This is a genomic window from Paenibacillus sp. TSM33 (genome assembly GCF_056099025.1).
Map to the genome: position 1 here is coordinate 1,106,751 of NZ_JBLZXB010000010.1, position 26,494 is coordinate 1,133,244.

The 26,494-nt window shown below is 44.9% G+C and carries 20 protein-coding genes and 2 pseudogenes; 12 read left to right on the forward strand and 10 right to left on the reverse strand.

Annotated elements, in window-relative coordinates; genetic code table 11:
* Positions 1 to 81: 81 nt before the first annotated feature.
* The 3 genes from ACN6NF_RS09100 to ACN6NF_RS09110 all read right to left on the reverse strand — a co-directional run bounded on the left by ACN6NF_RS09100 (position 82) and on the right by ACN6NF_RS09110 (position 6,808).
* Positions 82 to 1,080: a polysaccharide deacetylase family protein gene (locus ACN6NF_RS09100; RefSeq protein ID WP_474316989.1), complete on the reverse strand. Its 999-nt coding sequence runs from the start codon at positions 1,078 to 1,080 to the stop codon at positions 82 to 84.
* Positions 1,081 to 1,198: 118 nt separating this feature from the next.
* Positions 1,199 to 4,894 (reverse strand): non-ribosomal peptide synthetase family protein, encoded by a 3,696-nt coding sequence (locus ACN6NF_RS09105; protein WP_474316991.1) that lies wholly within the window; start codon positions 4,892 to 4,894, stop codon positions 1,199 to 1,201.
* A 144-nt stretch (positions 4,895 to 5,038) separates the two neighbouring features.
* The gene (locus ACN6NF_RS09110; protein ID WP_474316993.1) at positions 5,039 to 6,808 is read right to left on the reverse strand and encodes a methyl-accepting chemotaxis protein; all 1,770 of its coding nucleotides are present in this window, start codon (positions 6,806 to 6,808) and stop codon (positions 5,039 to 5,041) included.
* Between the two features lie 468 nt (positions 6,809 to 7,276).
* Between ACN6NF_RS09110 and ACN6NF_RS09115 the strand changes: the two genes are divergently transcribed.
* The 10 genes from ACN6NF_RS09115 to ACN6NF_RS09160 all read left to right on the forward strand — a co-directional run bounded on the left by ACN6NF_RS09115 (position 7,277) and on the right by ACN6NF_RS09160 (position 15,647).
* Entirely contained in the window at positions 7,277 to 7,747 is a 471-nt protein-coding gene (locus ACN6NF_RS09115; protein WP_474316997.1) for a GNAT family N-acetyltransferase, read from the forward strand.
* A 60-nt stretch (positions 7,748 to 7,807) separates the two neighbouring features.
* Positions 7,808 to 8,476 (forward strand): ribose-5-phosphate isomerase RpiA, encoded by a 669-nt coding sequence (gene rpiA, locus ACN6NF_RS09120; protein ID WP_474316998.1) that lies wholly within the window; start codon positions 7,808 to 7,810, stop codon positions 8,474 to 8,476.
* Entirely contained in the window at positions 8,476 to 8,925 is a 450-nt protein-coding gene (locus ACN6NF_RS09125) for a VanZ family protein (protein ID WP_474317001.1), read from the forward strand. The genes rpiA and ACN6NF_RS09125 overlap by 1 nt, the downstream gene beginning before the upstream one ends.
* A 199-nt stretch (positions 8,926 to 9,124) precedes the next feature.
* Positions 9,125 to 9,586, forward strand: a complete 462-nt coding sequence (locus ACN6NF_RS09130) for a MarR family winged helix-turn-helix transcriptional regulator (RefSeq protein WP_013309820.1) — start codon at positions 9,125 to 9,127, stop codon at positions 9,584 to 9,586.
* A gap of 182 nt (positions 9,587 to 9,768) precedes the next feature.
* Positions 9,769 to 10,833: a cobalamin B12-binding domain-containing protein gene (locus tag ACN6NF_RS09135; protein WP_474317004.1), complete on the forward strand. Its 1,065-nt coding sequence runs from the start codon at positions 9,769 to 9,771 to the stop codon at positions 10,831 to 10,833.
* A gap of 49 nt (positions 10,834 to 10,882) precedes the next feature.
* Positions 10,883 to 12,616, forward strand: coding sequence for an ATP-binding protein (locus tag ACN6NF_RS09140; protein ID WP_474317006.1), 1,734 nt, complete (start codon positions 10,883 to 10,885; stop codon positions 12,614 to 12,616).
* A gap of 32 nt (positions 12,617 to 12,648) precedes the next feature.
* Entirely contained in the window at positions 12,649 to 13,902 is a 1,254-nt protein-coding gene (locus tag ACN6NF_RS09145) for an MDR family MFS transporter (RefSeq protein ID WP_474317008.1), read from the forward strand.
* A gap of 19 nt (positions 13,903 to 13,921) precedes the next feature.
* Complete coding sequence (locus ACN6NF_RS09150) at positions 13,922 to 14,476, forward strand: nucleotidyltransferase family protein (protein ID WP_474317010.1); 555 nt, start codon at positions 13,922 to 13,924, stop codon at positions 14,474 to 14,476.
* A 41-nt stretch (positions 14,477 to 14,517) separates the two neighbouring features.
* On the forward strand, positions 14,518 to 14,940 hold the full coding sequence (locus ACN6NF_RS09155) for a GNAT family N-acetyltransferase (protein ID WP_474317014.1): 423 nt from the start codon (positions 14,518 to 14,520) through the stop codon (positions 14,938 to 14,940).
* 68 nt (positions 14,941 to 15,008) lie between these two features.
* Positions 15,009 to 15,647, forward strand: a complete 639-nt coding sequence (locus ACN6NF_RS09160; RefSeq protein ID WP_474317015.1) for an SGNH/GDSL hydrolase family protein — start codon at positions 15,009 to 15,011, stop codon at positions 15,645 to 15,647.
* Positions 15,648 to 15,753: 106 nt separating this feature from the next.
* Here the strand turns inward: ACN6NF_RS09160 and ACN6NF_RS09165 are convergent, their stop codons facing one another.
* From ACN6NF_RS09165 to ACN6NF_RS09180, 4 genes and pseudogenes are all read right to left on the reverse strand, one after another.
* The gene (locus ACN6NF_RS09165) at positions 15,754 to 16,431 is read right to left on the reverse strand and encodes a tetratricopeptide repeat protein (RefSeq protein ID WP_474317016.1); all 678 of its coding nucleotides are present in this window, start codon (positions 16,429 to 16,431) and stop codon (positions 15,754 to 15,756) included.
* Positions 16,432 to 16,714: 283 nt separating this feature from the next.
* Positions 16,715 to 16,966 (reverse strand): annotated as a pseudogene (locus tag ACN6NF_RS09170) (iron chaperone); the annotation flags it as partial.
* Positions 16,967 to 17,118: 152 nt separating this feature from the next.
* A pseudogene (locus ACN6NF_RS09175) lies at positions 17,119 to 17,649 on the reverse strand (GNAT family N-acetyltransferase).
* Positions 17,650 to 17,918: 269 nt separating this feature from the next.
* Positions 17,919 to 18,953: a stalk domain-containing protein gene (locus ACN6NF_RS09180; protein WP_474317018.1), complete on the reverse strand. Its 1,035-nt coding sequence runs from the start codon at positions 18,951 to 18,953 to the stop codon at positions 17,919 to 17,921.
* Positions 18,954 to 19,199: 246 nt separating this feature from the next.
* Between ACN6NF_RS09180 and ACN6NF_RS09185 the strand changes: the two genes are divergently transcribed.
* On the forward strand, positions 19,200 to 20,351 hold the full coding sequence (locus ACN6NF_RS09185; protein WP_474317020.1) for an iron-containing alcohol dehydrogenase: 1,152 nt from the start codon (positions 19,200 to 19,202) through the stop codon (positions 20,349 to 20,351).
* Between the two features lie 954 nt (positions 20,352 to 21,305).
* A complete protein-coding gene (locus ACN6NF_RS09190) occupies positions 21,306 to 22,136 on the forward strand; it encodes a DegV family protein (protein ID WP_013370617.1) in 831 nt (276 codons plus the stop codon).
* Positions 22,137 to 22,210: 74 nt separating this feature from the next.
* On the opposite strand, the gene ACN6NF_RS09195 is transcribed toward ACN6NF_RS09190, so the two are convergent.
* The 3 genes from ACN6NF_RS09195 to ACN6NF_RS09205 all read right to left on the reverse strand — a co-directional run bounded on the left by ACN6NF_RS09195 (position 22,211) and on the right by ACN6NF_RS09205 (position 26,364).
* Positions 22,211 to 22,837, reverse strand: a complete 627-nt coding sequence (locus ACN6NF_RS09195) for a BclA C-terminal domain-containing protein (protein ID WP_474317559.1) — start codon at positions 22,835 to 22,837, stop codon at positions 22,211 to 22,213.
* Between the two features lie 168 nt (positions 22,838 to 23,005).
* On the reverse strand, positions 23,006 to 24,268 hold the full coding sequence (locus ACN6NF_RS09200; protein WP_474317024.1) for an MFS transporter: 1,263 nt from the start codon (positions 24,266 to 24,268) through the stop codon (positions 23,006 to 23,008).
* A gap of 68 nt (positions 24,269 to 24,336) precedes the next feature.
* Positions 24,337 to 26,364 (reverse strand): beta-galactosidase, encoded by a 2,028-nt coding sequence (locus ACN6NF_RS09205; protein WP_474317027.1) that lies wholly within the window; start codon positions 26,362 to 26,364, stop codon positions 24,337 to 24,339.
* Positions 26,365 to 26,494 lie beyond the last annotated feature (130 nt).

Consider the following 26,494-nt stretch of genomic DNA (forward strand, 5'->3'; position numbering starts at 1 on the left):
TCGAATTCATACAACAAAAGAACCTTTACAATCCCAGAATGATTGTAAAGGTTCTTTTTATCCTTAAATTAACTATCGTGTTCAAGATGCCTCATTTGGACCTTGGGCAAAAGGAAGTGGGCGAAGGGGAGCCCCTTCTTTCATATATTGCACCAATACTTCGGGAATATTGTGTATTCCACCTGCATTGACGCGATAGCCGTTCGTTTGCCCTGGCGAGTTAATTCCTCGTTTCACCGTAAACGTAACGTCAATTCCCAAGGAGCGGCAAATTTCCAACGTCTCCTTGGTATACCCGCCATAAGGAAAGGCCAGTACATTCTGATCATTGTGTAGATGTTTGAATAGCTTCTTGTCAGCCATATCCAAATCGTTATAAACCCGCTGTTTGAACTCATCCTCGGTTTCCATTCGTCCCAGCTTTTTTGAATATACCGGACCCATCAGAAGCGGTTTTTGCTTGGTGCGCTTTGTGTTGGAGTATCCGTAAGCATGCTGGTCATTGGTATGATTGTAAAAATCAATGCCCTCTGCATGCATCTGATGAATTTGGTCCCATGTCAGCTTGGGTATACCTATATGTTTAGGATTGCTGATGGTGGATGTAATGAGAAAATTGGTGGCCGGAACATGATATTTCTTCAACACGGGAAAAGTGTCTGTATAAAAGGATTCATATCCGTCGTCAAATGTCATAAGGACCGCATTAGCAGGAACCTTGCCTTTATGTAAAATAAAATCCGTATACTCTTTCATGGTGATCCAATGGAAGCCATTGGCTTTCATTTCGTCCAATTGTTTCGTTAAATTACTAAGCTTGAGAGCACCGGGATCAGGTGGAGTTTTGGTTACTTCATGATACATCAGGACAATTACTTTGTTTTGGTAATATACTCTATCTGGTGTAGGCGTCAGTGAAAATAAATGGCGTACCAGTCGATCTGCATTAGCAGTGCGTGTACGATGAGTTCCTTTGACTACAGGTGTGTGATAAATGTTACGTGCTTCATGCACCAAAATCCCTAGAATAGCTACCAAGCTTATGATGAGCAATGTTCTTTTTAAAAAAGTGTGTTTCATTGAATGACATCCCCCGCATGTAAAAAATTCTGAAAGTATAGAGGTTTATACTAAATATGAAACTAGCAAAATCTAGTCTATCATACCGAAAACACGCGGGGGAAATATCACAACTTTGTTACCTCTGTGTTGCTTGTACAGATACCGAAGATGAGGCCGGGAAGTAACCGATCTCGACCGCATGCTGGATCATATTGCGAATAAACTCCAGGTTGGTTACCGGACACTGTACGCCAGCTTGTTCCAGCAGAGCTGTGGTTACAGAGCAGCCGTAACGGTAAGCCGAATCCTTGGCGCCATCACCTTCGAGTTGTCCCATAGCAAGGTGAAGTGCATCTTCCTGAATGCCAGAAGACGGATTCAGCAGCCAAGCGCTGTAATCATCAAAAGGCAGGGTTTCTACTGCGTAACCGAGCTGGTTTACCATAGCGATCAGTTCATCATATGGCAGTGGGTTCGGATTACAGATGTGGAAAATGCGGTTTGCACTTTTTTGCTTGACTGACAGTTCTACGATAGCACGGCTAGCATAATCAATTGGTGTAAAGTCTGTATGCCAATCGGCTTGTGGCGCTTTGCCCAGCAGCAGCATCGCCTTCATCATGCGATAATAAGCATTGCTGTCGATATTACGCTGGAAGCGTCCGTTGGCCGAATGGGCGGTCAAATTACCCGCACGGTAGATCGAGACAGGCGTACCTGCTTGAGCTGCTTGGAACAATAACTTCTCCGCCGCAAGTTTACTGTTCGTGTACAGGTTGTCCACGTTCAGTTCATCTGGGAAGGCAGAGAGCTCTAATGTCGATTCCCATTTTCCTTCGTTTGCAAGATCCTCCGGTATTCCCATAGTAGAAACATGATGGAAGGAGACTCCTGGCTTAGCTTGAGCGATTTTTAGCAGTTCCAATGTTCCAGTCACATTCGTGCGATCGAAGGCTGCCGAATCACCAAAATGGCGAACGTCAGCGGCGCTGTGAATGATACCGTCGATGTGGTGCTCTAGCATATGGCGGTCGACAGAAGAGAGACCCAGATCCGCTTGCTCTAGATCCCCATAGATAGCCTTAACCCGTCCTTCCATTAAGCTGGAGATATCTTGACCAAAATATCCTGTCAATACGGATTGAATACGCTCAAAGCCAGATGGACCGTCCTGAGAAGGTCGTACCATTGCGTATACTTTGGCTTCTGTCCGGTGGAGCAGGTCATACAGAATGTGTGAACCCAGATATCCTGTGGCTCCGGTTAATAAAATCACGCGCAAGTCGCGGATTTCAGCTAAATCTGAAGCGCCAGGCAACTCAATAGGATGTTCATTCAAATCTGTTTTTTCCTGAGAAATCGCGAGTGACTTGCGCTGTGGCGCTTGTTCTGTACCTAATTGCTCTACATATTCAGCAAGCTCACGAACAGTTTTATAGCGGAAGAAGTCTCCAATACGCAGCGCGCCATAACGCGGCTTCAGGATAGCCAGCACATGAATGACACGAAGCGAATCGCCTCCGATCAGGAAGAAATCGTCGGTCGCGCCAATGTTATGTTTACCAAGCACTTGTGTCCATGCTTCGGCAATGAGTGTTTCAGTTCCTTCACGGAGAGGTTCTCCGCCGGACGTAAGATCAGACACTTCAGGAAGTGGGCGCAGAGCCAACTTTTTACGATCGATCTTGCCAGTTGGTGAAATAGGCATAGCTTCCAGATGAATGACATGGGTCGGTACAAAATAGGAAGGCAGCTTGCCACCAATATAAGACTGAATAACGTCCTGTGCAATAGACTGTCCGTCCGAAGTGGTGAAATAACCCACTAACATGTTCTGATCTGTGTGATCCTTGACGGCGACAACAGCTACGTCCTGAACACCTGGATGTTTGGAGAAATGGTCTTCAATTTCTCCTATTTCAATCCGGTTCCCCCGAATTTTGAGCTGCGAGTCCTTCCGGCTTACGTATTCAATCGTACCGTCTGGCAGCAGCTTGGCGATATCACCCGAACGGTACATTTTTTCACCCGGGACAAAAGGATTGTCCACGAACGATTGGGCTGTACGCTCCGGCTGATGGAGATAACCGTGGGCCAACGCAGGCGTAGCAATACATACTTCACCCGGAATATTGACTGGGCAGAGCTTGTTATCGTCGTTAACGATATACACTTTGTAATTGTAAATCGGCTTGCCGATCGGAATATTAACGACATGCTCAGGTACAGCGCCACGGACCCGATGGGTCGTCGTCGCTACGGTGCATTCGGTTGGTCCGTATACGTTGACGATGTCTGTGTCTGTACCGAATTTGCTTTGGAACGCCCGAACTTGTGAGCCATACAGTGCTTCACCTGCTACAGTAACAATTCGAACATTTGCGAGTTTGCGATAACCTTCATCTGACAGGTACGTAGATAGCTGATTAAAGAATACGGTTGGCAAAATAGTAATAATCGTTGTGCCTGTACGTTCGATGGCTTCAGCAAATTCCTCCACAGATACGCGCTCTTCGGAAGACAGCAAGTACAATTTTGCCCCGTAAAACAAGGCTCCAATTGTATCCCACACTGAAGCATCGAAGCTATAGGTAGCGAATTGGGTCAATACATCCTGAGGCGTAATGTCACAATCGCGTTGCACGACAGCTCCTAGGTTAACGACACCGCGGTGAGCGATCAGGGCACCTTTTGGCTTGCCTGTAGAACCGGAGGTATAGATAACATAAGCTAGATCATCTGGACTTACTTCAACGTTTGGATTGCTGGCTGCATAACCTGCCAGTGGTCCGTCAATAGCTAATATCTCTTTTACGGTTTCGATTGACCCGCATAGTTCAGCCGCTTGTTGGGTGAGCGCAGAAGTTGTTAAGACAAAAGGAGAACGCGTGTCCTCGACAATGTAGCTGCTCCGGTCAGCAGGGTGAGCGGGATCAACGGGAACGTAGACGCCTCCGGCTTTCAGGATGCCGAGCAGGGAAATAACGGTCTCCAAGCTTCGTTCCATGAAGATGGTCACGAATTCACCCTTGGTGAGACCTTTGGATAACAAAACACGTGCGACTTGGTTAGCACGCTCGTTCAATTCACGGTACGTATACTCCCCCGTATGAGAAGCAATAGCTGGACGATCAGGGTATTGGGAGGCGGCTTCTTCAAACATGCCGTGAATCGTCTGATGCTCAGGATATTTTACGACGGTATTATTTAAAGCTTCGTGAGCAGCTCGATCTGCGTCCGATAATATGTCAATGGAATTTACAAGTGCATGGCTTTTATTTAGTGCACCACGTAGAAGGGTTACGAAGTATTCAGCGTAGCGGACCACCGTTGTTTCCAGCAAGAGTGATTGGTCATACCGAATCTGTATTTGATAAGTGCCATTGCTCTCACGAACAGCCCAGTCCATAATACGGGATTCTACACTGCCGTCTGTAGGTAGTGTCATTGAAAATGAAGTATCGGCTTGCGGTTCTGCCAGGAATGCATTAGGCTCACGGAGCATCTCCTGAAACAAGCTTGCCAGCTCATGAAAAGTCGTTTCTTTTTCAACTGTCAATGATGCTGTAAGCAGACCGGATCGAGGTACAAAAGTAGAGAAAGAAACTTCTTCCTCTGCGGATAGACGATATAACCATGCAGTATACGCTGATAAGAGCACCGCTTGTTTGTCTTCCGCAGCTTTTTGTTGATTCAGTTGTTCCGAGATGGATGTTTCTAACTCTACTTGATAAGTAGAGGGTGTATACTTGCGCTGTATACGTGCAAAATCCAAGGGAACTAGGAATGGGGATGGAGCTGTCTGTGTGCTGTTTTGTAGTAATGAAGCCATTACGCTAACCTCCTGAATGTTTGTTGTCTTAATATAAGTGGTGAATTTAATAAATGCCTCCGATCCCTTCAAATGGATGAACAGGAGGGAGGCATTACCGAACGACTTACTTATGAAATATGCATTGAAATTGATAAATAAATATTAAGATTTGGTACGGTTTGTGTCTGCAATTTTGAAATAAGATGTAATTTCTTGGAGCTCTTCAGACATGGACGTCAGCTTATGGGATGACTCGATGATAGAATCCAGTGAAGCTTTTTGTTCCTCTACCGTTTGCATGATGTGAACACTGTTATTGGCTGTTTTGGTTACGGTGGAGGAAAGATCGTCTGCTGTCGCAGTCATCTCCTGTGTTCCTGCAGATATTTGCTCAGTAGCACTGGATACTTCTTGGATTTGCCATGCTAGATTTTTAGTTGCTTGAAGAATATCATTGAACAACTCGCCTGCTTGTCCAGCAACGACGATACCGTTTTGAACTTCAACGTTTCCTTGCTCCATCGAATTCACAGCTTGTCCGATTTCACTTTGAATTTCTTCAATTAGAGACGTAATTTGTTTAGTTGCCTCCGCAGATTGTTCTGCCAGCTTGCGTACTTCATTGGCCACAACGGCAAAGCCTTTACCTTCTTCACCGACACGCGCAGCCTCAATAGAAGCGTTCAGGGCGAGCAGGTTCGTTTGACTAGAAATACCTGAAATGGTGCTAATGATATTGCCAATTTCCTGTGAACGGCTGTCCAGCAACTTGATGATACGGGAAGTATTCGTTACTGAATCGGTAATCAAATGCATTTGTGATGATACCTTATCTACGATCTCGTTACCTTCATTAGAACGCTTCTCTACCGAATTGGCTTCTTCCGCCACATTGGAAGAACTGGTAGCAATATTTTGGATGACTGATGCCATTTCAGCCATAGCTCGTGCACTATCGCCTGTCGCTTTTTCCTGTGCACGGATATTATCCGTAATTTCATTGATATTTTGGTTGATGATGTTGGAATTGATTCCGTTTTGCTCGCAGATTGCAAGTAATTCCTTCGCAGATTCATTGACTTCATCAGTAGTCTGCTTCACTTTGGTCATAATGCTGTTAATATGGCTTACCATATCGTTGAAGTTCTGATTCACGAGTCCCAAATCATCCTGACCAGCATGGATTTGAACATCCAGGTTTCCTCTGCTTACTTCACTGATACCGTACATCAGTTGCTTGATCGGAGACAGTGTGCGTTTCACTACCCAGTATTGAAGCGCCAGGCAGATCAGTAGGAATATCACCAAAATGGTGGCGCCGCTAATGAGCAGCTTGGTCAATCCGGCAGGTACAGCACCAGCATCAGCATCGACAGCAAAATAGGCAAAGATTTTTCCACTAGAATCTTTAATCGGCGTCATCAAAGTCGTCCATGTACCAAAAGAGTCATCGTAGAAACTGGTGAATGTGGGTTTGCCCGAGTCCAGCATACTAGTTACACCTACAGCCACCACATTGGGCTGCTCGTACATAGCGCCGACACCCATCTTATCTTTTTCAAATGATTCTCTCAGATCTGTTGGCATTGCCACAATGGATGTCTGATTGCCATTTTCCAGCTCTGTTCCGAAAATATAGGCGTGAGAGATATTCGGATTCGTCGCCATGATGTTATCTAGATAGGTACGAAGTTTGGTTTGAATGGGTCCATCATAATTTTTTTCTTGAACCGCTTGGGATACTTCATCGGAATTAATGCCCTGCGCCCACTTCAATGTGATTTTTTCCACTTGCCCATGCAATTGGTCAATCAAAATCGTACGTTGGATCAAATAGCTAGACACAATAAGGACTAGCCCGATCAATACGATATTGAAGAAGGATAATAATAAGTTTTTGGTGAAGAATGATAAGCTACTCCACTTTTTCAAAATGTTCCACTCCCTGGTAGTATTTTTGTATATGGTATTGAACCGCTTATCGAATGAGATAATCAAGTCCCCCTTACAAACACGATAAATAGAGATGATTGACCCTTGATTTTTTCGAAATAGGTCTTAAGTCTTTTTCAGACAAGTATAATATCCCTATATATATGTCGTACAAAAAGCTCATGAAATGAATACCTAACGCAATAAAAAATTAATTTTTAATAGGTAAAGGTTGTGTGTATTTCAGTATTTTCCAATTTATACTCCTGCTTGAAATTCGAGTTCATTTCAGTCCATAAGCAACTATTCAACAGAAACCATCATACTTTATAATAGAGTCAAATGCACTTATCAATTTGGGACATTTTTCATATTTGGAGCCGTGAATTCTTGATTTATCGCGGTTTTCGTGAATTGTTTGCGAAATGAGTCCATGTATCTATACATAAGAGAAGGGGGACGAGAAGAGTGTCCAAGCTTACGATTTTAAAGGTTGAGAGCGATCATGCGGATCTGCATCATTTGATTCATAGGCTGGATGAAGACTTGTTGGAAAGGTATCCTGCCGATCAAATTTACTTGGTGGATTTTTCCAATCCGAAAGTTAAAAATATGATTTTCGCTGTTGTGTATATGAATGAAAAACCAGTTGCTTGCGGAGGGCTTAGGCCTATAGATGCGGAAGAGATGGAGCTTAAAAGATTTTATGTCGATTCCTCTTATCGCAGACAAGGAATTGCAGTTAGCCTATTATCTTTTCTGGAAGAGGAAGCCAGAAAGCGGGGAGTTGTAAGGATTAATCTAGAGACCGGAGCAGCTCAACCTGAAGCCATTGCTTTCTATACCAAGCAGGGATACGAACCTATTGAACGATTTGGGGAGTATGAACACGATGAAAATAGTCTATGTTATGGTAAAAAGCTGTCTCTGTCTTTATAAAGCGTTCTCATATAAAATAGATGTTGGTCAATACTAGCCTATATAGCGGGAGAGATGATAATGAATTTGAAGCAAAAAGCGGCCGAAAAAGCAGTAGAGGCGATTCAGGAAGGCATGAAAGTAGGACTTGGTACAGGCTCGACAGCCTATTGGGCTATTCAAAAAATCGGAGAGCGTGTGGCACAAGGATTACATATACAGGCTGTAGCTACATCCCAAGCCTCGGAGGATCAGGCCAGGGAGCTGGGAATTCCCATCATTCCGTTTGATCAAATTGGAAGGCTTGACGTTACCATTGACGGTGCAGATGAGGTGAATGAGCAACTGGTATTAATAAAAGGTGGAGGCGGTGCTCTGCTGAGAGAGAAAATTGTGGAAAGCAATACCGACCGATTAATCATTATCGTGGATGAGTCCAAGGATGTGAAGGTACTGGGCGCATTCCCTTTGCCGGTCGAGGTGGTACCTTTTGCCAGTGAATGGACGTTGGAGGCTCTGCGGCAGACAGGCTGTAAAGCAGAATGGCGTATGAAAGACAGCGAGCGCTTCCTTACGGATAACGGTAATTATATTGCCGATTGTCACTATGGTACGATCGAGAACCCGCAGGAACTGGAAATTCGCTTGAATCAAATTCCGGGTGTAGTCGATAATGGACTGTTCATTAACATGGCGGACCAAGTTATTATCGCGAGAGCGAATGGACAAATTGACGTCCGGAATAAATAATGTCTGGTAACCGTCTGTTTTATAATGTGGCATTCGTGTTATTGATATTGTATACAGGGCTTCTATTCTATTGGATGTTTCTCGGTTTTGGTCGTACATTGCGGCCAGGACCTCCGTATTCATATAATATGGTTCCCTTGGATACGATCGGTCGATACTGGCGGGCCATGCATTCGTCCCCTTTTCGGGTATGGGGTGTTAATTTGTTTGGGAATATTGGTGTGTTCATTCCCTTCGGTGTTCTTTTGCCGATCATTTGGGTGTCTATGCGCAGGGTAGGCAGGCTGCTGTTCGTGGTGGTGGCTGCATTGGTCATTCTCGAAGTAACCCAAATGCTGCTGGGCGCAGGTACGATGGATGTGGATGACATCATACTGAATGTACTCGGAGTATTATGCGGACGTGTTGCCTACGTATTTTTACGTAAAAAATTAGGAATTGAATCATAATCGCCCTGCTCTCGATATCAGTGCTTAATAACTGGTCGAGGGCAGGATTTTTTACATTAATGAGCGGCAACTTTCGCATAATAGATGGTAATTTCCTTCAATACAGACCGTAAAAGCAGGGAGGGAAGCGCTTAAACTTGACAAAAGTACGCAATTAAGATATCTTGGAATAAAGATATGAGTAACGGAGGCTGTTAATATGTCTGTAAAACCAGATGATCAGGACTTAGCGCTTAATTTGTTCGTTGTTCTGGCTCGTGCCTATAATTCGGTTACGTCTCGCACGAATCGGGACATTCATAGTCATGGATTAAATACAACTGAATTTGGTGTGCTTGACCTGTTGTATTATCGTGGACCCCAGCCTTTGCAGAAAATTGGAGAAAAGGTGCTGATCTCCAGTGGGAATATTACGTATGTGGTGGATAAACTCCAGAAAAAAAACTTGCTTACCCGCCGTGCGTCACAAGATGATCGGCGTGTAATTTATGCAGAATTGACTGACGATGGACGTCATTTTTTTGAACAAATATTCCCGCAGCATCATCGTGTTATTATGGAGACTGTGGATGGCTTATCCGTGGAAGAGAAGGAGCAGGCTATTCATCTACTAAAAAAGCTTGGACTAACAGCTGAGGGACAGAAGAGTAACGGATCATAAGTGTTGCCTATTCTGGTTAAATCAGCTTTGAGATAAAATACCGACTTTTCGGTATTTTATTTTTTTGTCTAATTTTGGGCAGTAGGGACGCAAATCAGGTATAATTGTCTAATAGTCTCGATCTGAGGTCGTCCCTAGAATCTGTTTCATATACAAATACCTTGTCGGGGAAGGAGCTGTACATGAGTATACAGCAATATACCGCAGGTGAGTCGCTATTGATGCAAGCAGGAGATTTGGCTGAGCTGGTTACCCATAAACAATACGAATTACAGCCAGATCTTTTGGAGCGCTTTGGGGACAACGGTAAAATAAAGACAAAACAGGACTCCATATATAGTTTAAACTATTTAGCTGAAAGTGTAATCGTGAACAGTCCTATTTTATTTACGTATTATGTTTCCTGGTTAAAGAGACTTCTAGAAGGTTTCGGCATAACCCAAGAAGATTTGATCATCAATTTTCAATTAATTCGGGAGACGTTGGTAGAGCACTTTCATCACGGGGATAAGACGGTGGTGCTGGAGCATTTGGAATTGGGGTTACAGCAAATTGGGAAGAAAGAGGGGTACGCCTCTTTTATTACAGATGATAATCCCTATGCTGCCGAGGTGGCTCAATATTTGGAATATTTACTGTTAGGTAATCGCAGACAGGCTTTGGATTGGATCGTCCATTTGCTTGATGAAGGTATGTCTATTCAACATATTTATAAATATATTTTTCAAATTTCGCAATATGAGATAGGTCGTCTGTGGCATGAAGGCAAAATTACGGTTGGCCAAGAACATTTTTGTACTGCCGCGACTCAGTTTATTATTTCCAGCCTGTATCCCAGATGGATAGGTGCTGGAAATAAGGGACGCAGCCTCGTAGCAGCATGTGTAGGCAGCGAGCAGCATGAAATAGGTCTGCGTATGCTGGCTGATATATTCGAGATGGATGGTTGGGATACGTACTATTTAGGTGCCAATGTACCTGATCGGAGTCTGCTTCAGGCCATTGTGAGTTACAACGCAGATGTGGTGGCTATCTCAGCTACCATGGCTTACCATGTCCATCTGGTGAAAAATTTGATTACTCTTATCCGCCAAAATACAACGACGAGTCATGTGAAAATTTTGGTCGGTGGCTTGCCCTTTAATCTTGATTCACACCTATGGCAGGAAGTGGGAGCGGATGGATATGCACCAGGTGCGGAGGAAGCGCTGAAGGTAGCAGAAGACATACTTTCGCTCAAGAGATAATGTTAGTGTTGGCAACCCGTAAGTCATTTTGTAAAGGGGGCCTTTTAATATGAAGGAACCGACAGCAGAAATGGCTGTTCTGCGGAGAACGGTCGAACAATTGACGGATGAGGTTCTGAAAAGCAAAGCTGAGGAAGAAAAGCTGCTGAATGAATTTTCAGCAATGAACAACGAACTGGTCAATCTGCAGCGTCAGCTTGCCAAAAGCAATGCAGAATTAAAGCAAACAAAGGAAGAAGCGATACGGGCTAATGACCTAAAGAGCACTTTTCTCGCCGTCGTTAGTCATGAATTTAGAACGCCAATGAATGGAATCCTGGGGATGATCGAATTGTTAGCTTCATCCAAACTATCTCCAGATCAGCGGCAGGCCATCGGAGTGATACGTGAGTCGGCCTCTCTGCTGCTAAACATGATTAATAATCTGCTCGATATATCCAAAGTAGAAGCAGGACAGATGGAGCTGGAGATCGGAAATGTCAGAGTCCAGGCGATTATGAGCCATGTTGCCCAGTTGTTGGAGCCGCAAATTTATCAGATGGGCAACCAGTTGAGTATAGAGACTGATCCTGGCGTGGCAGAGCATCTCGAAGGAGATTCGGCAAGGATCATGCAGATCTTGCTTAATCTGTTGAGCAATGCGAATAAATTTACAAGCGAAGGGAACCTTGTTGTTCGGACAAAATTGGTTGAAGAAACTAAAGATGCCCAACGTGTTCGTTTTGAGGTGCAGGATTCGGGCATCGGGATTTCACAGGAGGATCAGGACAAGCTGTTTCAGCCGTATGTGCAGGCTGGTGAAGGCAGCGCCTCCCAATATGGAGGAACAGGACTGGGGCTGTGGATATGCAGCTCATTTGTGAAGCTTATGCAGGGAGAGATTGGGGTCGTCAGCGAAGAAGGTGAAGGCTCCACGTTCTGGTTTGAAATTCCCTTCAGGAAGGCATCAGGACAGACAGATGAATTAGAGGACCATGAAAATGGTGAACTGACGGCACGTAGCGAGTTGCTTCGTGAGCATAGTCATTCTCAAGTTATTTTGGTGGCTGAGGATAATCGGGTGAATCGTCAAGTGGTGCAATTCCAGCTTAACCACCTGGGATTCCAGCATATTGACTTTGTCGAGGATGGACAAGCCGCAGTAAGAGCGGCCTCTGAACGATCCTACGCCTGCATTCTAATGGATCATCATATGCCTTTGCTAAATGGTCACGATGCAGCTAAAGCGATCCGCCAGTGGGAAGCAGAAAACCAACAGCCGCCTGTGCCGATCATTTCTTTGACCGGAAATGTGTCCGAGGAAGACCAGGCTCGTGGGCGGGAGATTGGTGTCAACGATTACTTGCCGAAGCCGGTGACGATTGAGAATCTCACAGAAAAGCTGGTCAAATGGCTACCCATTCCAGATTCCGAGCCTATTTTGGATGAGGATGTTATTCGTGAGATCATGCTGCTGGACGAGGATGGTAGCACGGGATTACTTGAGTCATTGGTTGAAATGTATACTAGTGATACACCTGCCAAGATCAACAAGTTAAAAGAACTGGTTGCCGCAGGTGAAGCCACAAAAGTAGTAGAGGCTGCTCATGAGTTGAAATCAGGCAGCGTGAGTCTGGGTGTCGGGCGTTTGTCCAAATTGCTGTCTGATATTGAACAGCTTGCATGGGAGAACCGACTTGAGAATGTACAAGTGAAGTTGTCTGCGCTCCAGTCTGCCTATCAGGCAACATGTTTAGAGCTGGAACGTTATATTGACCAGTCCAGACTGAGCCCCCCTTGTTAGACTTGTACCTAGAAGGAGGACCTAAGGTATATATGAAAGAACAGCTGCGTTCCATTCATCCGCTGGCTTGGACAATTATAACGGGTACGATTTTTGGTCGAATGGCGACCTCTATGAGTATCCCGTTTTTGTCTATTTATTTGACCACCCGTCTAGGGGTGTCCCCGTTTCATACAGGGGTAATCGTATCGGTCAGCTCGCTGGTCGGCATTTTTGCCAGCTTTTACGGTGGATATATTTCAGATCGGATCGGACGGCGTAAGGTGATGCTGGTATCCATCGCGAGTTGGTCGCTTGTCTTCGTCGCTTTTGCGTTGGCAGAAGCGGCTTGGGCCTTTTTTGTCATTAATGCTCTGAATGGGCTGTGCAGATCCTTGTTCGAGCCAACTTCGCGGGCGCTACTATCAGATGTAACCCCCAAGGAGAAAAGATTGCTCGTCTATAACATGAGATATGCGGCGATTAATGTTGGTGTGGTGGCAGGACCGCTGCTTGGTTTGATGTTGGGATCGGCATCTACAGGTACGCCGTTCATGGTAGCCGCTGGTGTGTATGCTCTGTACGGGGTGCTACTGTTGATCCAGTTTACTCGGTATGCATCGGATCTGCATGTAGGTACAACAGCGGGAGAAGCTCCGCTGAGGATGGGCGAGGCGTTCCGAACAGCCAGCAGAGATCCCATATTTATGCCGATTCTGCTGGGTACCGTATTCTGCGTAATGGGTTATGCTCATTCCAATTCGACGATGCCTCAATTTTTGTCTTCGTCCTTCGAGGAAGGTACCCGGTGGTTTACATACATGCTAACGGTCAACGCGGTTTGCGTCTTGGCTTTTCAGTATCCACTGGTGCGGCTGGCAAACCGCTTTTCTCCAGTGAATTCCTTAATCGCAGGGAATATATGTATTGCAGTCAGTCTGCTGCTGTGCGGTATGTTAAATTCAGGCTGGATGTTTATACTGGATATGGTGCTGTTTACAGTAGGTGAAGTGTTATTATTCACGATGCTGGACGTACTGATTGATCAAATTGCTGATGCTCAATATAAAGGGACCTACTTCGGTACGATCGGCTTTAATAATTTGGGCAGTGTACTGGCTCCTTTATTTGGCGGCTGGTTGCTGGATATTTACGGTCAAACGGCACCGCTTGCCGTTTTTGGCCCGGTTGCCCTGTCGGTTGTGATTGGGATTCCGTTCCTGCTGGTTGCACGCCGCCGTTTGGCGCAGCGTACATCCCGGCTCGCGGCCCAAGGAGGAGATTCCGTGCAGCAACCGTCATCATAAAAAAGGAGCTGGATACAGGATGCAGTCGGAAGAAGATGTGCTACGAATTATACAGTATATGAATGATCCACAGGTCTTGCAAGACTTGCGCTATGTGCGAGAGTTGAAGCTTCCGCAAGGCTGTATAGCCGCAGGCTATGTACGCAATCGTGTGTGGGACAAGCTTCATGGCTATACAACGGCTACGCCTCTAAACGATATCGATGTTATTTATTTTGACCCTAAAAATACGCTAGAGGAACGAGATGGGTTTCTGGAGCATTCCTTGAACCGCAAACAGGCGGGACGCAACTGGTCTGTCAAAAATCAAGCTCGAATGCATCTTCGCAATGGGGAAGCTCCGTATTCCTCGATAGAGGATGCAATGAGTCGCTGGCCAGAGACGGCAACAGCTGTAGCCATTCGCTTGAATGCCAAGGATCAAATGGAGGTCATTTGTCCGTATGGGTTGGAAGATCTGCTGGATATGCGGGTACGTCAAAGCCCCTTGTTCCGTCACACTACGGCTTTTCGTCAGCGTGTGTTTGAAAAACAGTGGCTAGATAACTGGCCGTTGCTTATTGTGGAAAGTTAAAGTATAACTTCATTTCAGATGATAAGGAGAGACGACTAACGATGTTTAAAAATATAAAACCAGACTCAGATCGTGAGGAGGTGCTGGAACTGCTTACCTACGCCGTGCTAGATCATCCTGAACGCGGAGAGACAGCTTTACGTGCGTATCAAGCCTCGGATGAATGGAAGTTGTTCGGAGTGGAAGATGAAGGACTTATTGTAGGTGTTGTCGGTTTTGAGGAGCGGAAGGATGGAACGATCGTGCTCCATCATCTGGCTGTGTTGCCTGAAAATCGTCATAGAGGCTACGGCAGAGGGATGTTGCTTACGCTTATTAAGGAGCGTAGCCCGAAGCGACTTACGGTGGATACGGATGCGGAGGGGGCTGATTTCTTCCGCAACGTGGGCTTTGCCGTATATGGATCTGAGGATTTGCCAGATGGTGGGCAATTCCATTGTGTATATGAAATAGACGAAGAATAAGCGAATCTCCGGGTCCCGCTTCCTTTTTTCTACATAATATATGTTATGTCGGAGGGAGGTGGGTTTCATTGGCGTATCACTACACAGCGATTGGAGATTCTTTAACGACAGGTGCAGGGACGTTGCTGAGTGGCGGCTTTGTACCTGTCTATCGGCGAATGGCGGAAAGACATCTCCGTACGCCAGTCAGTTACGAGAATCTGGGAATCAACGGATTGACATCGCAGAAGCTGTTGTCCATGGTCCGCAACAATCCGCTTTTTCGGTCGGCAATCAGTCGGGCTGAACTCATAACGGTGACGATCGGCGGGAATGATCTGCGTCCATATATCAGTGCACTAGCTGGAGGCCCAGGCTCGTCGGGTTCTTCCATTCCGCAAGCGCTGAATCATACCAAAGAACATGTACGCCAAATTGTACATGCCCTGTATCAAATAAAATCCGGTCAGCGTGAGCCATTTATCATCCGAATGGTAGGATTATATAATCCTTTTCCAGGGGTAAGGGAGGCGGGTGTATATGTGCGCCAATACAACTCGTTTCTCTATACATTGGGCGGACCGAATTACCGGGTAGCGAATATTTATCCCATATTCGAAGGTAATGAACGGGCACTGCTTTCGCTGGACCGGATACATCCGAATAGCCGTGGTTATCGTGTAATTGCGGAAGAGCTGAATCGGCTTGGTTATGCGCCGTTACGATGAGTATGAGAGGATGCTCTGGGTCGGAAAAGTATAATAAAGAAAGAGGTTCATCATGGCAGGTTAACTGTTCATCTTGAACCTCTTTTTTTGCGTTTCAGAGTGCGATTTAGCTGATTATTTTACGGAATAGACTGCGTGCAGCCCACTTGCGCTCACTTCGTTTGCGGTATTTGGGCAGAGAACGATAGACAGCAATAGACTGGTTAAATGCAGCGATTGCTTCATCCTTGCGTCCCAGCATACGGTACATCAGGCCTGTCAGATAATAGCCCTCGCTGGAAGAAGACTGAATTTCCTGGAATTGCTGTAGATAGTGTAATGACTTATTTACGTCGCGTTCCTTGAAAGCTGCGGCCAAATGCAAATAGGGTTCACCGTATTGCACTCGCGGGTTAATGTCCAGTGCCTTGAGTAAATGCTGTTCTCCATCCTTCAGATGGGTTGTGTGTACCTCAGCCGTACCCCGAGCGTTCCAATAATCTGCTGAATCTTCATATCGGGATTGAATTTCCAATAGTAGCTCCAAAGCCTGCGAGTATTTCTTGCTTTCGATCCAAATTCGAGCCAAATCAAACTTGGCAGCCACATCGTTGGTGTTTAAGGCAATCTGTTGACGCAATCGTGCTGCATTGCGCCTTCTTTTCCACGGTTTGCTGATGCTGGGCAATACACCGACAAAGCTGCGATCCAATATATAGATCAAGATTAAGAGTACGAGCATTGCCAAAAACGGGTTACCGAGCAAACTCCACAGTAGAGAGAAAATCAAAAATTTCCCAATCATTCTGCTCCAATCCTCCTGTATATGTGGATATCCATACTTTCCACATTATAGCATAGGGATACTTTAGGGGCATTAGCATGATGAGATTTCGGGGATGATAGCTTTCTATGTTGGTGGGGGATTGGTAGAGTATACATCGTTTGGATTGATGCTTGTGAAAATGTCGTATGTTCAAGGACTCCTCTCTGTATTGAAGAGCATGAGAAGTATCAGCATTACATTGAGTGACTGGAGACAACTTGGGAATATGCAGATGAGTTAGTTGCATTGACACATCCTATTATTATTCCCGCCAAAAGGTTGAAAGATCGGCCTTATCCAAAATATTAAACTCGATCATTTTCTCAAGTAATGAGTAATCAACTGAACTGGACTATCCCACTGGATACGTACCAACTGCTTGGTGTGATTATAGCCAGCCTGCACAATTAACTCAGAAAAATGATTAATCCCTGCCTTTTCAGGGGCAACGGCTAGATGATGTTTGGCTACGCTAAAGCCAACTAATAAATGTGCCGTGATCCGTAAACATAGGCTACAGTATCCCTCAGACACGTTCTTAACAACACCTATTTCTAACTATATAGTCAAAATAGCTTAACGATCATTTTATTGTAGTAACATGCTTCTCAAGGAGCGATTTTCTGTTAAAAAATACAAAAACATTGTTTCGTACGAGAGAACTTTTTATATTCCGATATATTCCTCAGCAAGGATAGAGTACAGATATGAATCATGAAATCTGCCTTTATAATACCAGTGTTCACGCATCAGACCTTCATGTTGCATTCCGATCTGTTGCATTACCTTCTCAGATGCCTTATTTTCTGGACGACATGTTGCATAAATACGATGGACACCAAGTGTACTAAATCCAAATTGTAACAGTCCTCGTGCCGCTTCTGTTGCATAACCCTTTCCTTGATAATCTGGATTTAAAACATAGCCCATTTCTGCATTAGTATCTTTGACATGAACACCAATACCACCGATCAGGATTCCATTGTTTTTCAGACATACGGCTAATTCGTAGTCTTGTCGTGGCTGTTCCTGCTGTGAAGCTAAAACTTGTTCTATATATGCCTTTGTATCTTCTTCTGTATTGGGTCCCCATGCTGTGTGCGTTGTAACTTAAGGCAATGACGTGTAGGTATGTATACTTCCCCAATCGGATTTGCAAATATCACGAATGATGAGCCGATCTGTCTCAAATTGCATAATGATTCCCTCCTGTCTATCATTAGCATACATATTCGTGTTTTCTGCACAATCTATTAAACCTATTTAAGCAGATGTGAGGGGAAAGATTCAAGATTTTAAGAGAAAGTGTTAAAGAAGAGGATCGAATTACGTGTTAAACAAGGGGAACGAATCAATCCTTTTGCCGCCTGAACGCAAACCGCAAGGGAGGCGTCCGGCAAAAGGCAAACAGAAAAAATTGAATGTGGTACTGAAATAGCCTGTTGTTATTGGCTAGCCGATCCGTCTTAAAACAGCCTGCGGGCTGTAACGAAACGTTTCTGCCATTTATCGTCAAACGTATCAAAATGAACGCCACGTTCTTTGGAGAAAGTATGCAGCAATTTGTTGTTCCCTGCGTAGATCGCCACATGACCGATTTCCAGCCCACGCGCACTGAAGAACAGCAGGTCGCCTTTGCGCAGCTCGTTTAGTTCAACCTCCCGGCCTTCTTTAGCCTGATCGTAAGAGACACGGGGGAGGTCGATAGAGAGCGTACGCCGGAACACTTCCCCAACAAAAGAGGAACAATCAAAGGTCGATGTCTGTCCGATTGCTGCGCCGAATTCATAAGGGGTACCGAGGAATTTCTCACCGTAGGCGATCAGTTTATCTCCCTGCAGTTCCGCTAGGGATGGGCTGGAATAGTCGCTGTATTTTGGTTTTGCCGATATGTATCCAGTCAGGTTGTCTTTTGTGCGTACTTCCAGCCAGAGAGCATTGACCTCGCGGATGACATGAACCTTTTCACCGATTGGAATAAGCCGCAGGGAAGGGGAAGCTTCTGATGAATCCGGTTTGCTGCGCAGGTTGACTCCGGAAAGAATCGTTGTGAAAAAGTCTTCTTTAGAGGCAATTCTGATCGTCCGGGTTAGAGCGTCCCATTTCACTGTGCTCCCGAGTGCTTCGCTCACAAAACGCAGTGGTATCATTGTGTTGCCCTTAACAATCTGTCCGGGAACGTTCAGGGACAGCATTTTGCCGTTGAGGGTGGCGGTGACTTTTCCGATACGATAGGTGAGCGTCGTGTCGTTTTTGGTTGCTGTTACGGTTTTGCTAGATCCGTTCCAGGAAAGCACAGCTCCTTGCGCCTCAAACAACTGACGCATAGGGACGAGCGTTGTCCCGTCTAGCAGTAGCGGTTGGGCAGAAAGCTCAAGCGGGCGGTCATCCACATAAACGGTTGTTACTGGAGTTAGCGTTGCCGACTTGGCGTAAGATGGGGTTGCTTGGAGCAGCGATACTGCCAGCAGAGCCAGCCATACTTTCTTGTTGATTGTCATGCTGTCATCACCTCGTTGTTAATGAGTTCATCTAAGTTGTACGAGACTGCCTCTGATTAGTTGTGTACCAATTATTGGATTTATCCAAAAACCAAAATAAACAAAAATAAAACAAAGAAATATCTGTGTTTTTATATTGACATCAAAATTAAATAAAGATAGAATTACAAATGTGAAATGTTTCACTTTAGAGTATTTCTGTATTTAGCGAGGGATCAAAAGTGAATCCTTAGGAGGCAGATTTTTATGAGCGCACATGTATTTTTTGTACCATCTATCAATCTGATGGGAAAAGGCTGTTTGCATGAAGTTGGACCCTATATAAAAGAACTACATTTAAACAAAGCACTGGTCGTGACCGATAAGTTTCTGATGAAGAGTGGAATTGCAGGCAAGGTCACAACTTTGCTGAATGATATTGGCTTGGACTATGTAGTATACGATGAGGTCAAGCCCAATCCGACCTGTAAAAACGTACATGATGGCGTTCAATTTCTTCAGGAAAACGGCTGTGACTTTTTAATTTCCATTGGTGGAGGATCTCCACAGGATACGGCCAAGGGAATCGGCATTATTGCTACCAACGGGGGACATATAACCGAGTATGAGGGCGTTCATCAATCTAAGCATAAATCGCTACCCATTGTCGCTATTAATACAACGGCAGGAACATCCGCTGAAATCACAATCAATTATGTCATTACGGACGAAGAGCGCAAAGTCAAAATGGTTATGGTTGACAAGAATAGCGTAGCTACGATTTCAGTCAACGATCCTGAACTGATGGTAGACAAACCCGCCGCATTAACGGCAGCTACAGGACTAGATGCTTTGACCCATGCCATTGAAGCTTTGGTTACTCCAGGGTCCTATCCTGTTACAAATGCGACCGCGTTGGCAGCAGTAGAACTTATTTTTAACAACTTGGCCCGTACAGTGAGCGACGGTCATGATATAGAAGCACGTGAACAAATGGTTTACGCTATTTTCTTGGGAGGACTTGCATTTAATAATGCCGGATTGGGTTACGTCCATGCTATGGCCCATCAGCTAGGCGGCGTATACGATTTGCCTCATGGGGTTTGCAATGCCATGCTGCTGCCAATCGTGGAGGAGGAGAATGCCAAGCATGTGCCAGAGAAGTTTCGTGCCATCGCTAAGGTGATCGGTTTTGAAGAGAAGGGGAAAACGGATAAAGAATGCGCAGACTATGTAATTCAAAGAATCAAAGACCTGTCGAAGGAAGTAGGGATTCCAGCCAAACTTTCTGAACTGGGTGTAAATGAGGTGGATTTGGATCTGCTTGCCGAGAACTCCATGAAGGATGCTTGCGCTCCGGGCAATCCGTTCATACCTAGCAAAGAACAAGTTATTGAAATGTTTAAGAAAATTCTATAAATAATAATGCTATTATTTTGTTATATACTTTAAGGGCTGTCCCAGGAACTGATTAAGAACACCGGGGACGGCCTTTTCGCATTTTCTGCTTTTCTTATAAACGCTAATACTTTTCCAGTATAGTCCAGACAACGATCTGATCCTGCTTGTTATTGTGGGGATATACAAAACTAGCTTTTGCATGATTTATTTTGTCATAATATACTATGGCGTTTAGGCTTTGGGCGGAGTCGTAGCTTTGATCCAAGAAATTGTTACCCAATTTATTTTTCACATGCTATAGACAATCAAGAAATTTTCAAAATATGTGTGATCGGCATCTTTCGTGTGTTTATCGTTAAAATCCGGATTCTTTCTATAAGCAGTCAAATCAATCTCCGCACTATTCATGCTTAATGGAATATTGTTTATTGTCAATTCCGATAGATCCGTTGATTTTATCGATATCTCCTTACATAGATCTTCTGTGAAATATGCGGTTAAAGGATCAGGATAATAATACATATAATGAAGCTTTTTTTGGGGATTAGCTTAAGCATAGTTTGAAGACTCCTTACTATCACAGAGATTAGCATGGTTTATTTTATCGCAAATATTGGAGTATACTATTTAATTGTAACAAGTCGATGAATGAGATTAAAGAATTTTTTTGTTTTGGGCTAAGAGACCTCTGAAGGTGTAGGGGGAAGGTATAATAATTCACAAATATTTCATTGTTATTATCGTTGGCAATTCTTTATAGTACATAGTATCCATATTTAGTTTAACGTCGAGATAATGAAATTAATTTCCTTACTCAGTGATTACCTGCATGTATTCAGAATAAGAATTACGGCAGCGCTTACGGGAATAAGGAAAAAGGCGATGTGGCAATGGAAATGCCTGATTGAGCTTTTCTTGAATATGATGAACGCGGATTCTAGTGAAAAATAACATAATGTGAGGGTGTACTGGGTGAGATATAAAATCATAGCAGATAGTTGCTGCGACTTAACGACAGAGCTTAAAGAAAAGATGCAAGTAACTACGATTCCATTAAACATGACATTGGGTGAAAAATGCTTCATAGATGATGATACATTGGACTTGCCTCAGTTTATGGAAGAAATGAAAGCCTGTACAACCAAGATTGGTTCCGCTTCACCGTCACCTATGCTATATAAGGAAGCCTTTCAAGGCGCGCATACTTCTTTTGCCATTACATTATCCAGCAACCTGTCCAGCTCGTATTCCAGTGCATTGGTCGCAAAGGATATGGCGGAAGAAGAAGGGGCAGATGTTCATGTATTCGATTCGAAAAGCGCATCGGCTGGACAACTCTTGTTAGCTCTAAAATTACGCAAGCTGATTGACGAAGGATATCATAAAAGCGAGATTATCTCTTCTTTGGAGAGCTTTATCAGCAAGATGAAAACCTATTTTGTGTTAGAGAATTTGGATAATTTGGTCAAGAACGGACGAATGAATAAAATTACTGGAAAGATACTTTCATTCTTGCATATCAGGCCTATTTTAGGTTCAGACGGTGACGGAAACATCGCATTATTTACTCAAGCCCGTGGTCAGAATCAAATCATTGAAAAGTTGGCAGATACCATTGAAAAAAGTGGTCGGAGTACCGAAGGAGAAAGCATCGTTATTACTCATTGCAATAATCCCGGACTGGCACAAAAGTTAATGAATACCTTGAAGAACCGCTATCAATTTAAAGATATTCATATTGTGCCCACCAGGGGAATTAGTTCAATGTATGCCAATGACAAAGGGATCATTATCGCCTTTTAAAAAGTATTCAGGGTTTATCCTCGCGCGATGGATAAACCCTTTTTAGTATATTGGGGCTTTGCATGAGTCTAAGCCTATCCCAATTTTCTAATGAGGACAGAGGCGTTTACGCTGGCTTGAGTTCCTCCGGCCTGTGTTTGCAGGGTAACAGCAGCAGTAGAGCTATGGTTACGCAGAGTAAGGACATCACCGCATGCCAGAGCAAGGATGGCTTGCCCTGTGTTTTGCTGTGTCCCGGCTCCTGAGCCGTACACGGTTCCCTCAGCCGGTGCACCATTAATAAAGATGGCGAATTGGTTGGGCTCTACTCCCGACACCGAAAAGCGGACTTCATACTTCCCTGCATCGGCTACAGCAATTTGTGTAGTCCCTGGAAGGTGAGCAATCCCAGGTGTAAGTATGCCGTTCGTATCGAACATGACCTCCCCTTCAATCGAAACGAGTTGGGGCCTCACATTATAAATGTAACCGAACTGCGCTAAATCACCTGTGGTTCTGGAATCCCCTTCAGCATCATGATTAATATTCACATGTACAACTTGCTTTTTGACAATGATGTCTTTACCAAACGATTTCCGTTTTGAGCGGCCTCTTTTTTTGGGGGGCATTTCCTCAAACTTTTTTTCTAGCTTATCAAACCAGGCACGGACAAAAACGTCTTTTTTACGGCCTTTTTTTCGGTTCAATTCTGGACGACCCAATACAAACACCTCCATATGGTTTGTTGTATAGTACTCCATTCATCTAGAGGAGGCATGGATATCTGTCCTGTGTTTCATAGGAAACAATCTATTTTGACTAAAAACAGGCTTCTGTACAAGGTACATTCGTCTAGTATGTAAAAGCACCTCCAAATGTATCCTTGGTTGTCATCTAAGGATACACTTGGGGTGCCAGTAGTAGGTTAATATCATGATGAAGCGGTTTGAAGCCGCTTTTTGCGTACATATAGGGAGTACAGGATACCGCCAAGCAGGCACAGGATACAAGCAAATCCCGCCAGTAGCTGAAGCTACTGCTCCTCCACGATCCATACTGTTTCCAAGCCATAAGGGCAGCAGGGCCCCTCCGACTCCGCCTGCACCGATAAGCAGGCTGGTGGTCGATTCTTCTGTACCTGGCATCATTTTGCTGGCAAAAACAAGAGCGATGGAAAAGATGCCGGACATGCCGAGTCCCAGCAGTACGATAAGGACAAAGGCACCAGCAGTGCCTTGGATCAACGGGAACACACACAGCAGCAGGGTCGCTGCCAGTGAGCTCAGAGCGACAAAGACACCGTAGCCGTATCGATCGGCAATGTAGCCTGTAAATAACCGTCCGAAGGCCATTGCCAACCAAAAGCAGGTGACACTGAGTGCTGCTTCGGCTTGTGTGAGACCGAGTCGCTCGATAAACATGGAGGGCAGGAAATTGGCCAGGCTCATCTCAGTCCCTACGTAGATAAAGAAAAAAACGATAAATAATGCAAGTAGCTTCCAATTGCCTATAGGGCTGCTAATAGAAGCCTTTACGGTAGGTGACTCCAGTGAATTAGTGGAACGCTTATGGTAGTCACCTCGGTGTTCCTGTTCGTCCAATAGAGCGTCCAGTGTGCCGAAGGACCCGCGCAGCCAAGCTATAGTGGCTACGGCTGCAAACAAGGAGATGATGGGAAATGCCAGTCGCCACCAACCTAGAGCAATGAATTGGCTAGCGATAGCGGGCATAGCCAAGGCGCCGATCCCGAAAAAGACTTCCAGACGGCTCATAGCCGCGCCCGTTCCTTGAGTAATACCTCCAATAACAATAGTACCAATGAGTGCTTCTACCATCCCAAAGCCAAATCCGGCTACTGCCCCGACGGCATATAGCCAGCCCCAGGGCGGCAGAAGTGAATACAGCACTTCAGCCGCACACAGCAGGAGTAGAGCAAATACCAGACTTCGGCGTTTGCCGAACGTCCGGGCAAGCCACGGTGACAGTAGGACTCCAGCCAGAAAGCCGGAAAATTGAGCGAAAATCAGGCTTCCGCCATCCGTATAGGTTCTACCGTAATGCTCTAGCAACACGGGCAATAGGGAGCCTACAACCACATGTGCTAGACCAATTAAAAAATAAGACAAGCTGCCGATCCATAGCAGTCGTTTCATGATTAACTCCTTTGGTACTAAATTACCTTTATGCAGTAAAGTGAGTGGTATAAGTCAGATTGAATTGATTATGATAGCTCCAGCACTTGAAAGCCATAGCCTTCAATAGAAATATCTCCTTCCAGGAATTTTCCGCTGATCAGCTCTTTTCCTTTTTGGTCATCCAGATGATATTGCTGTGTCTGGGCATTATGGTTCAGAACAAATAGATACGACTTTCCATCTTTGGACCGCATAGTGGCTTCTATGCCCGCAGGAGCACGCAGCAGGGATGAAATCCCATTTTGCTCACAAATGTAGCCCAGCAGACCATCAAGGAAAGGTTCCTCAGGGTCAGTAGCGACATACCACGCTTCACCTTGACCAAAGCGATTGCGTGTCAGTACTGGCATGCCCTGATAGAAATCATCGCCGTATTCCGCCAGCACCTCGGCTCCTTCGCTATGCAGCAAGTCGCAGAGCAACCCACACTTATATTCACCTTCTAATACGCCCACTTTTTCTTTCAATATAATGCGGTTGTGTAATTCAGGCAGAAGCGCATCAATTTCCTCCACCCAGATCCCGAGTAAATTACGCAGTTTACCAGGATATCCTCCGGTTGTAACCAGATCGTTTTCATTTACAATGCCACTGAAAAAGGTCGTTAAGAAGGTGCCGCCACGCTCTGTGAATTGTTCCAGTTTCTCAGCAGTACCCGGCTTGACCATGTAGAGTACAGGCGCGATAATGAGATCATATTTTTGGAAATCTGTATCCACAGAAATCAGGTCTACCTGTACGTTACGCCGGAAGAGGGTAGCATAATACTTATGCACCTGATCCAAGTATTTCAAGGCGACAGAAGGGCCGCTTGACTTTTCCAAAGCCCACCAATTGTCCCAATCAAACAAAATAGCTACTTTGGCATGAACAGTCGCGTCAAGCAGCGTGTTGCCTAAAGCGCCGAGCTCATTGCCAAGCTGTGCCACCTCGCGAAATACACGTGTGTTCTCATGCCCGGCATGCTCAATTACGGCCCCGTGGAATTTCTCGCAAGCACCGATCGAGCGGCGAAGCTGGAAAAACATGACCGTATCCGCGCCATGTGCTACAGCCTGATAACTCCATAAACGCATAACGCCAGGCCGTTTAAGTGAGTTATACGCCTGCCAATTCTGTTGGCTCGGTGTTTGCTCCATCAGCATAAAGGGCTGCCCATCCTTCAAGCCGCGCATCAGGTCATGCGCCATCGCCGTATAGCTTATCGGGGTATTAGCCCCGGGATAGCTGTCCCAAGATACTATATCCATGTGCTTAGCCCACTTAAAATAATCCAGCTGCTTAAAAAAGCCCATCAGATTGGTTGTTACCACGGCATCGGGAATATGTTTTTTAATCGCGTTATATTCCAGCAGGTAGCAATCCAGCATACTGTCTGAATTGAAGCGCGCATAATCAAGGGATATGCCCTGAAATGTGGAGTGATTTTCTCCCCAATGCTCACTCAGATTATTTGGAGGTACAATTTCATCCCAATCATAGAAGGTGTGACCCCAGAAGGAAGTATTCCACACCCGGTTTAGCTCTTCCAGTGATCCGTATTTTTGTTTGAGCCACACTCGGAACGCTGCGGCACAATTGTCACAATAGCAATCTCCGCCATACTCATTGGATACGTGCCACACGAGGATCGCAGGATGGTCTTTGTATCGCTCTGCAAGTCGGTCAGCCATCTGCTCGGCGTATTTTCGATAGGTTGGACTGTTCGGACAAGAGTTATGTCGTCCTCCGAATTTTCGCTTACGCCCGTCAGCATCGACTCGAAGAATGTCGGGATAACGGGTAGCCATCCAAGCAGGATGCGCTGCCGTACTAGTAGCTAGACAAACGAAGATATCGCTTTCATAAAGATTATCAATCAACTGATCCAGCCACTCAAAATGATATGTGATTTCGTCAGACTGAATTTTAGCCCATGAGAAAACGTTGAGTGTGGCGATATCAATTCCTGCCTGTCTGAACATCCGTAAATCCTCCTGATGCGTGGCCTCATCCCATTGCTCAGGATTGTAATCCCCACCGTAAAATACTTTAGGAAGTTTGCTGCTTATCATGCCAATCACCTCTGTATATAAGAATAATCCTATCTTATAATACAAATAAATGCTTTTAAATATAATAAAATGAACATGTATATAACAATATGGATCTACATGAGAAATAGATACCGCATACGCCGGAGGT

Bases quoted from the DNA above. Each gene is read 5' to 3' on its own strand.
- ACN6NF_RS09200 (WP_474317024.1), bottom strand. From the start codon at position 24,268: ATGAAACGACTGCTATGGATCGGCAGCTTGTCTTATTTTTTAATTGGT.
- ACN6NF_RS09105 (WP_474316991.1), bottom strand. From the start codon at position 4,894: ATGGCTTCATTACTACAAAACAGCACACAGACAGCTCCATCCCCATTC.
- ACN6NF_RS09125 (WP_474317001.1), top strand. From the start codon at position 8,476: ATGTCTGGTAACCGTCTGTTTTATAATGTGGCATTCGTGTTATTGATA.
- ACN6NF_RS09135 (WP_474317004.1), top strand. From the start codon at position 9,769: ATGAGTATACAGCAATATACCGCAGGTGAGTCGCTATTGATGCAAGCA.
- ACN6NF_RS09130 (WP_013309820.1), top strand. From the start codon at position 9,125: ATGTCTGTAAAACCAGATGATCAGGACTTAGCGCTTAATTTGTTCGTT.
- ACN6NF_RS09155 (WP_474317014.1), top strand. From the start codon at position 14,518: ATGTTTAAAAATATAAAACCAGACTCAGATCGTGAGGAGGTGCTGGAA.
- ACN6NF_RS09150 (WP_474317010.1), top strand. From the start codon at position 13,922: ATGCAGTCGGAAGAAGATGTGCTACGAATTATACAGTATATGAATGAT.
- ACN6NF_RS09145 (WP_474317008.1), top strand. From the start codon at position 12,649: ATGAAAGAACAGCTGCGTTCCATTCATCCGCTGGCTTGGACAATTATA.
- ACN6NF_RS09180 (WP_474317018.1), bottom strand. From the start codon at position 18,953: ATGACAATCAACAAGAAAGTATGGCTGGCTCTGCTGGCAGTATCGCTG.
- ACN6NF_RS09185 (WP_474317020.1), top strand. From the start codon at position 19,200: ATGAGCGCACATGTATTTTTTGTACCATCTATCAATCTGATGGGAAAA.
- ACN6NF_RS09205 (WP_474317027.1), bottom strand. From the start codon at position 26,364: ATGATAAGCAGCAAACTTCCTAAAGTATTTTACGGTGGGGATTACAAT.
- rpiA (WP_474316998.1), top strand. From the start codon at position 7,808: ATGAATTTGAAGCAAAAAGCGGCCGAAAAAGCAGTAGAGGCGATTCAG.
- ACN6NF_RS09100 (WP_474316989.1), bottom strand. From the start codon at position 1,080: ATGAAACACACTTTTTTAAAAAGAACATTGCTCATCATAAGCTTGGTA.
- ACN6NF_RS09165 (WP_474317016.1), bottom strand. From the start codon at position 16,431: ATGATTGGGAAATTTTTGATTTTCTCTCTACTGTGGAGTTTGCTCGGT.
- ACN6NF_RS09140 (WP_474317006.1), top strand. From the start codon at position 10,883: ATGAAGGAACCGACAGCAGAAATGGCTGTTCTGCGGAGAACGGTCGAA.